The sequence below is a fragment of the Mycobacterium sp. IS-2888 genome (genome assembly GCF_001954215.1).
Lineage (GTDB): Bacteria > Actinomycetota > Actinomycetes > Mycobacteriales > Mycobacteriaceae > Mycobacterium.
The window spans coordinates 20910-27734 of record NZ_MBET01000057.1 but is presented as its reverse complement, the minus strand read 5'-3'; the positions used below and the strand labels follow the sequence as shown (position 1 = coordinate 27734).

Here is a 6825-nt window from a genome sequence, read left to right as displayed (position 1 = left end):
ATCGGGCCGGCACCCGGAATTCGTCACTGGACTAGCACATGTCCGGCGGGGGCGCGCGGGCGGGCCCCGGGCGCCCCGCCCACGCCTTGGGGATGTAGACCCAGTCGCCTTCGCGGTAGCGCAGCGGCCCGAACTCGGTCTCCAGCAGCCCGTTGCCGTCGTGGACGAAGCACAGCAGATCCCCGTCGACATGGCGGGCGTAGAACGGCATCGGGTCACGCCGACGGCTCAGCAGGATGCGGCAGTCGGCGTTGCTGAACATCAGCAGCGGGCCACCGTTGGCGTCGGTGGCGTCGCTGGGTTTGAGTTCGCTGGACAACACGTCGAGGGGGCGCAGCGGGCCCACCGAGCGGTAGGCGGTGGGGTCGTTGCGGCGGTAGATGTTGGCGGTTCGGCCGACGAAGCCGCCGCGCCCCAGCTCGTCGTCTTTGAGGCCGTCAAGATCGGCGTGCAGCCGGCGCGGCGTTTTCCCTTTTCGCAGGTGAACGAACGATTCCATGGAGACTCCAGGCTCGGGCAGGGAACAAGACAGCACGAAACTGAAAGTGACATTACTTTCTCTTTTGAGGTCACACAAGGGTCCGTTGTGTCGCCGATCAACCGGGGCCGAGACGCGCGTCAATCGCGGACGCGGACGACGACCTTCCCCTTGGCGGTGCGGTTCTCGAGTGACGCGACCGCCGCGGCGGCCTGCTCCAGCGGGTAGACCTCGGGCGTGGGCGGCGTCAGCCGGCCCGAGCTGAGCAGGCCCTCGAGGCCGGCCCACTGCTCGGCGAGCGCGTCCGGGTGCGTGGCCGTCCAGGCGCCCCAGCCCACGCCGACGACGTCAATGTTGTTGAGCAGCAGCCGGTTCACCTTCACGGTCGGAATCTCCCCGCCGGTGAACCCGATGACCAGCAGCCGCCCGCCCGGGGCGAGCGAGCGCAATGAATCGGTGAACCGATCGCCTCCGACCGGGTCGACGACCACGTCGACGCCGCGGCCGCCGGTGAGCTCCTTGACCGCGTCCTTGAACCCTTCGGCCAGCACCACATCGGTGGCGCCGGCCGCCGTCGCGACGTCCGCCTTGTCTTCGGTGCTGACGACCGCGATGGTTCGCGACGCCCCGAGCAACGACGCCAGCCGCAGCGTCGACGTCCCGATCCCGCCGGCGGCGCCGTGCACCAGCACCGTCTCACCCTCGCCCAACCGGCCGCGCACGGTCAGCGCGAAGTACACCGTCAGGTCGTTGAACAACAGGCCAGCGCCCGCCTCGAAACTCACGTTGTCCGGAAGCTTGAACACCCGATCGGGTGAGAGGATCGCGACCTCGGCCATGCCGCCGGACAGCATCGTCAGGCCGACGACCCTGTCGCCGGGACCCACGTGAGCGCCGTCCGGCGCGGAGCGCACGACGCCGGCGATCTCCGCGCCGAGCACGAACGGCGGCTCCGGCCGGTACTGATAGAGGCCACGGGTCAGCAGCGCGTCGGGGAATGCCGCGCCGGCGGCGTGCACCTCGACAACCACGCCATCACCCGCGGGTTCGTCGACGTCGCTTACCTCGATCGCGTCAGGACCATCCAGCCGAGTCACCCGTGCAGCGCGCATGGTCGGACAGCCTACTTTCAGCTCAGAATCCGCCGGCGACCCGCACCACCGCCCGGCCGGTGAATGCGCCGGCACGCACCCGATCGATCACGCCGACCACGGCTTCGCCGTCTCCAATGTCTAAGTCGCTGACGACCGCGTCCAGATGACGCGGCCGCAACGAGTCGCCCAGCAGCGCCCACAACTTCCGGCGCCGGGCGATCGGCATCAGCACCGAGTCCATCCCCAGCAGCGCGACGCCGCGCAGAATGAACGGCATCACCGTGGTGTGCAGGGCCGGACCCCCGGTGAGGCCGCTGGCGGCCACCGCCCCGCCGTAGTCGACGGCGCTGAGCACATCGGCCAGCGTCGCGCCGCCCACGCAGTCCACCGCCCCGGCCCAGCGCGCCTTGGCCAGCGGCCGCGGTTTGGCGTCGGGATCCTCGGGCAGGCGCCCGATAACCTCCGCGGCGCCAAGCTCTTTGAGCAACTCGGCGGCCTCTTCCTTGCCGCTCGAGGCCACCACCCGATAGCCGGCGGCGGACAGTAGGTCCACGCTGACGGAGCCGACCCCACCGGAGGCCCCGGTGACGACGACGGATCCGGCGTCCGGCTTGATGCCCCAGTCGATCAGCGCCTGCACGCTCATCGCGGCCGTGAACCCGGCGGTGCCGATCGCGGCGCCCTCGTGCGGGCTCAACGCGCCGAGCGCCACCACCTGGTCGGCCGGCAGTCGGGCGTATTCCGCGTAGCCGCCGTGATGGCCGGTGCCGATCGCGTACCCGTGAGCCAGCACCTGGTCGCCGATGGCGAAATCGGCCGACTGCGACTCGACCACTTCGCCGGTCAGGTCGATGCCCGGCACCACCGGGTAATCGCGCACCACGCCGCCTTTCGGCGTCAGCGCCAGCGCGTCTTTGAAGTTGACGCTCGAATACAAGACCCGGATGGTCACCTCACCGGGCGGTAGGTCGGATGGGCTCAGTGTCTCGACCGACGCAGTGATCCGGTCACCGTCTTGGCGCGCGACCAGCGCGTGAAAAGTGTCCATTCCTCGACGCTAACCTCACCGTATGGATTCCTTTCCACTCGGTCGCGTTTCCGTCGCCCGCATCGGCTTCGGCGCGATGCAACTGCCCGGCCCGAACGCATTCGGGCCACCGCGGGATCGCGACGAGGCGCTGGCGGTGCTGCGCCGCGCCGTCGAGCTCGGCGTCAACCACATCGACACCGCTCAGTTCTACGGCCCCGACGTCGCCAACGAGCTGATCCGCGAGGCGTTGCATCCGTATCCGGAGAACTTGGCCCTGGTGAGCAAGGTCGGCGGCCACCGCGACGACACCGGCGCCTGGCTGCCGTTTACCGAGCCCGCCGACTTGCGCCGAGACATTGAAATGAATCTGCTCACTCTCGGCGTGGACCAGCTTGCCGCGGTCAACCTGCGAGTGTTCGAAAGTGACGGGCCGGACCAATTGTTCGACGACCAGCTCTCGGTCATGATCCAAGCCCGTGACGAGGGATTGATTGGCGGCATCGGGCTGAGCAACATCAACCGCGACCACTTACTGCACGCGCTGGAGCGCACCGAGATCGCCTGTGTGCAAAACGCTTTCAACCTGATTCACCGGGAGTCGGCCGCGGTGCTGGACGAATGCACGGCCCGGGGCATCGCGTTCGTTCCATTCTTCCCGCTGGGGGCCGCCTTCGTGCAGCCGAACCCGGTCCTCACCAACCCGCTGGTGCAGCAGATCGCGGAGCGGATCGGGCGCACCCCGGCCCAGGTCGCATTGGCGTGGACGCTGAGCGTGGCACCCAACGTGCTGCTCATCCCGGGCACCTCGTCCGTGCGGCACCTGGAGGAGAACCTCGACGTTGCCTCGATCGAGCTCGATGAGGAAAGCCGCGAACGGCTGAACGCGGTCGGTTGATGCGCGTCAGACCCGCGACCGCCGCCGATGCCGCGGCGTGCGTCGAGATCTACCGCCCGTACGTGCTGGACACCGTGATCACGTTCGAGACGGAGGTGCCGACGGTCGAGGAAATGGCGGAGCGCATCGTCAACGCGCGGGTGACGCACGAATGGCTGGTACTCGACGTCGACGGGGACGTCATCGGTTACGCCTATGCGCACCAGTTCAATTCGCGCGCCGCCTACCAGTGGTCGGTCGAGACCAGCGTCTACCTCGCCCAGGACCGGCGACGCGAGGGCGGTGGCCGTATGCTCTACGCCGAACTGCTGCGCCGGCTCACCGAACGCGGTTTCCGGCGCGCGTTCGCCGGCATCGCCCAACCCAACGACGCCAGCAATGCGTTTCATCAGACGTTCGGCTTTCGGCCCGCGGGCCACTACCGCAGGGTCGGATGGAAACTCGGCGCGTGGCACGACGTCTCGTGGTGGCAGCTCGACCTGCCCGGGCCCGACGACGCCGACCCGCCGCGGCCGATCGCTACTTGAGCTCAGCCGACGACAGGCCCAGCAGGCGACGCGCGACCACCAGCTGCTGGATCTGCTGCGTGCCCTCGAAGATGTCCATGATCTTGGAGTCGCGCGCCCACTTCTCGAGCAGCGTGTGCTCGGAATAGCCCGTGGTGCCGACCAATTCGACGGCCTTGAGGGTGATGTCGCTACCCACCCGTCCGGCCTTGGCCTTGGCCATGGACGCCTCTTTGGAGTTGGGGATCTTGTTGTCCGCCTGCCACGCCGCGCGCAGGGTCAGCTGGTAGCTGGCCTCCCAGTCGGCCTCCATCCGCAGGAATTCGGCCGCGGCGGCACTTTGGACGTGTGACGGCTTGTCGTAGGAGATCTCGACACCGGCCTCCGTCAGGATCTTGCGCAGTTCCTCCAGCGCTGCCCGGGCGATCCCAATGGCCATCGCGGCCACCACCGGACGGGTGTTGTCGAACGTCTCCATTACGCCGGAAAACCCTTTGCCCGATTCGATTTCGGGGTTACCGAGCAGGTTGTCCTTCGGAATGCGGGCGTTGTCGAACCGGATGACGGCGGTGTCGGAGCCCTTGATGCCGAGCTTGTTCTCCAGTCGCTCGACGGTGACGCCGGGGTGTTCGCGCGGAACGATGAACGACTTGATCGCCGGCCGCCCCTGCGATTTGTCGAGCGTCGCCCACACCACGATGTGGGTGGCCCGCGAACCCGCTGTGACGAAGATCTTTTCGCCGTTGATCACGTATTCGTCACCGTCGAGCGTGGCGGTGGTTGATACCGCCGCGGAGTCGGATCCGAAGCCCGGTTCGGTGATGGCCATCGCCGCCCAGACCCGGCCCAGCCGCTGCAGTTGCTCGTCGGTGGCCACACCGGAGATCGCCGCGTTGCCCAGGCCCTGATAGGGGATCGACAGCATCATCGCCGCGTCGCCCCAGCAGGCCTCCAAAGTCTGCAGGACCGCGGCCATGTTGGCGCCGTTGCGGTTTTCTTCCTTGCTTTCACCGCTGCGGAACGCCTCGGCCCCGGCGAGACCCAGGGCGTTGGACTCGGCTGCTCCGGCGAACAGGCTGGCCAACGTGTCCAGCTCGACCGGGTAGGCGTGCTCTTTGAGGTCGTACTTGCGGGCGATCGGTCGCATCAGCTCCGCGCCGGCCTGGTGCGCTTTGTCGATCACCGCGTGCATTTTGCGGGGCAGTTCCAGATTGATTGCCATGATTGGTCTTTCGCTTGAGAAGTCCGACTTGGATGACTACTTAGATGACCAGTTAGATGACGACGACGCCCTCGGCGACACCGATGGCCCGCAGGTCCCGGTACCAGCGTTCGACCGGGTGCTCCTTCGTGTAGCCGTGGCCGCCGAGCAGTTGCACGCCGTCCAGCCCGATCTGCATGCCCTTGTCGGCGCCGAGCCGCTTGGCCAGCGCCGCCTCGCGGGCGAACGGAAGCCCCTGTTCGGCGCGCGCCGCCCCGCGCCAGGTGATCAGCCGCAGCCCGTCGAGTTCGATGGCGATATTGGCGCACATGAACGCAACGGCTTGGCGGTGGGCGATCGGCTCGCCGAACGCTTCGCGCTCTTTGACATACGGGATGACGTAGTCGAGGACCGCGTGCGATGTGCCGACGGCCAGTGCCGCCCAGCCCAGCCGCGACAGCGCGAGCGCCTCGGAGTAGTCGTCGTCGGTCGCCTCGTCCTCGCCCAGCCGGGCGCTGGCCGGAACCGACACGCCGGAGAGTTCGACCTGGCCCAGGGCCGCGGAACGAATCCCCATGCTCGGATCCGCCTTGACGGTAAGGCCTTTTGCGGACGACTCGACGATGAATAGCGCCGGTTTGCCGTTCAGCTGCGCACCGACGATGAACAGCTCGGCGTCGGCCGCGGCGGGGACCAACGACTTGACCCCGTCGAGCCGGTATCCGCTCGGTGTCCGCACGGCGGTCGTCTTCAGCCGGGTGGGATCGAACAGCGGCTGCGGCTCCGCGATGGCCACACAGGCCTGCGGGACGTTCTCGCCGGCGAACTCCGGCAGGTAGGTGGCCTGCTGGTCCGCGCTGACCCATTGGGGCGGGCGGCGGGGGCGGGCAACCCGGGGTTGGTGGGGGCGTTGGGGGGCGCGCCCCCCCAATGGGTCCGCGCCCCACGCCACGCCTCCCGGCGCCAGAATCGGCAGCGCCAGACCCATGTCGCCGTAGGCCAGGGCCTCTGCCGCCAGCACGTTGGTGACGCTGGATCGGTGCGCGGCGATCCCCTCGAAGTCCTCGGGAATGTTGATCGCGGTGATGCCCAACTCGGCGGCCTTGGCGATCAGATCCGGCGGGTAGGTCGCGGCCTCGTCGGCGTCGTGCGCCGCGGGCCGCAGCACCTCTCCGGCGAAGTCCTCGAGGGTCTCGACGATCATCTTCTGCTCGTCGTCGGGCGTCAGGTCGTAGTAGTCCTTGCCGCTCGACTTGAGCCGGGTCGGTCCACCGCGAAGGTTCTGGACCCGCTTGAACTGCCGGGTGGTGGCGCCGGCGGTGGAGAAGATCGTCTTGGTGCCGTAGCGCAGGGCCCGGTTGAGCGGGTCGCGCAGATGGTATTTGTCCAGAAACTCCTGCCCGACGAGCGGGGTGAGCAGGGCCATGGCGATATCGATCCCCGTCCGCCGGTGCGGTTGCAGCCCGACGCCGGTCTTGCGGCCGCGCCGCCGGAAGCGTGAACGCGTGGATTGCGACGATTGAGTCTTCTTTGAACCGGTCATTTCGGCAGCCTCGGTCGTTGGGGCGATGCGGATGACGCTATCTTACTCCGGAGTAAGATGCGCGAGATGCCCTGTTAA

At 68.0% G+C, this 6825-nt stretch carries 6 protein-coding genes and 1 pseudogene; 2 read left to right on the top strand and 5 right to left on the bottom strand.

What is annotated here, in order from left to right:
* Positions 1-34 precede the first annotated feature (34 nt).
* From A5745_RS10295 to A5745_RS10285, 3 genes and pseudogenes are all read right to left on the bottom strand, one after another.
* Positions 35-499 (bottom strand): annotated as a pseudogene (locus tag A5745_RS10295) (homogentisate 1,2-dioxygenase); the annotation flags it as partial.
* 119 nt (positions 500-618) lie between these two features.
* Complete coding sequence (locus A5745_RS10290; RefSeq protein WP_076064425.1) at positions 619-1590, bottom strand: NADPH:quinone oxidoreductase family protein; 972 nt, start codon at positions 1588-1590, stop codon at positions 619-621.
* A gap of 22 nt (positions 1591-1612) precedes the next feature.
* Complete coding sequence (locus tag A5745_RS10285; protein ID WP_076115963.1) at positions 1613-2620, bottom strand: acryloyl-CoA reductase; 1008 nt, start codon at positions 2618-2620, stop codon at positions 1613-1615.
* A gap of 22 nt (positions 2621-2642) precedes the next feature.
* Here A5745_RS10285 and A5745_RS10280 point away from each other — a divergent pair, with 22 nt between their 5' ends.
* Positions 2643-3497 (top strand): oxidoreductase, encoded by an 855-nt coding sequence (locus tag A5745_RS10280; RefSeq protein WP_076064423.1) that lies wholly within the window; start codon positions 2643-2645, stop codon positions 3495-3497.
* Complete coding sequence (locus A5745_RS10275; protein ID WP_076064422.1) at positions 3497-4024, top strand: arsinothricin resistance N-acetyltransferase ArsN1 family B; 528 nt, start codon at positions 3497-3499, stop codon at positions 4022-4024. The genes A5745_RS10280 and A5745_RS10275 overlap by 1 nt, the downstream gene beginning before the upstream one ends.
* On the opposite strand, the gene A5745_RS10270 is transcribed toward A5745_RS10275, so the two are convergent.
* Positions 4017-5225, bottom strand: coding sequence for an acyl-CoA dehydrogenase family protein (locus A5745_RS10270; RefSeq protein WP_076064421.1), 1209 nt, complete (start codon positions 5223-5225; stop codon positions 4017-4019). The two genes, A5745_RS10275 and A5745_RS10270, sit on opposite strands and share 8 nt — an antisense overlap.
* 52 nt (positions 5226-5277) lie before the next feature.
* Positions 5278-6747 (bottom strand): acyl-CoA dehydrogenase family protein, encoded by a 1470-nt coding sequence (locus A5745_RS10265; protein ID WP_076115962.1) that lies wholly within the window; start codon positions 6745-6747, stop codon positions 5278-5280.
* Positions 6748-6825: the final 78 nt, after the last annotated feature.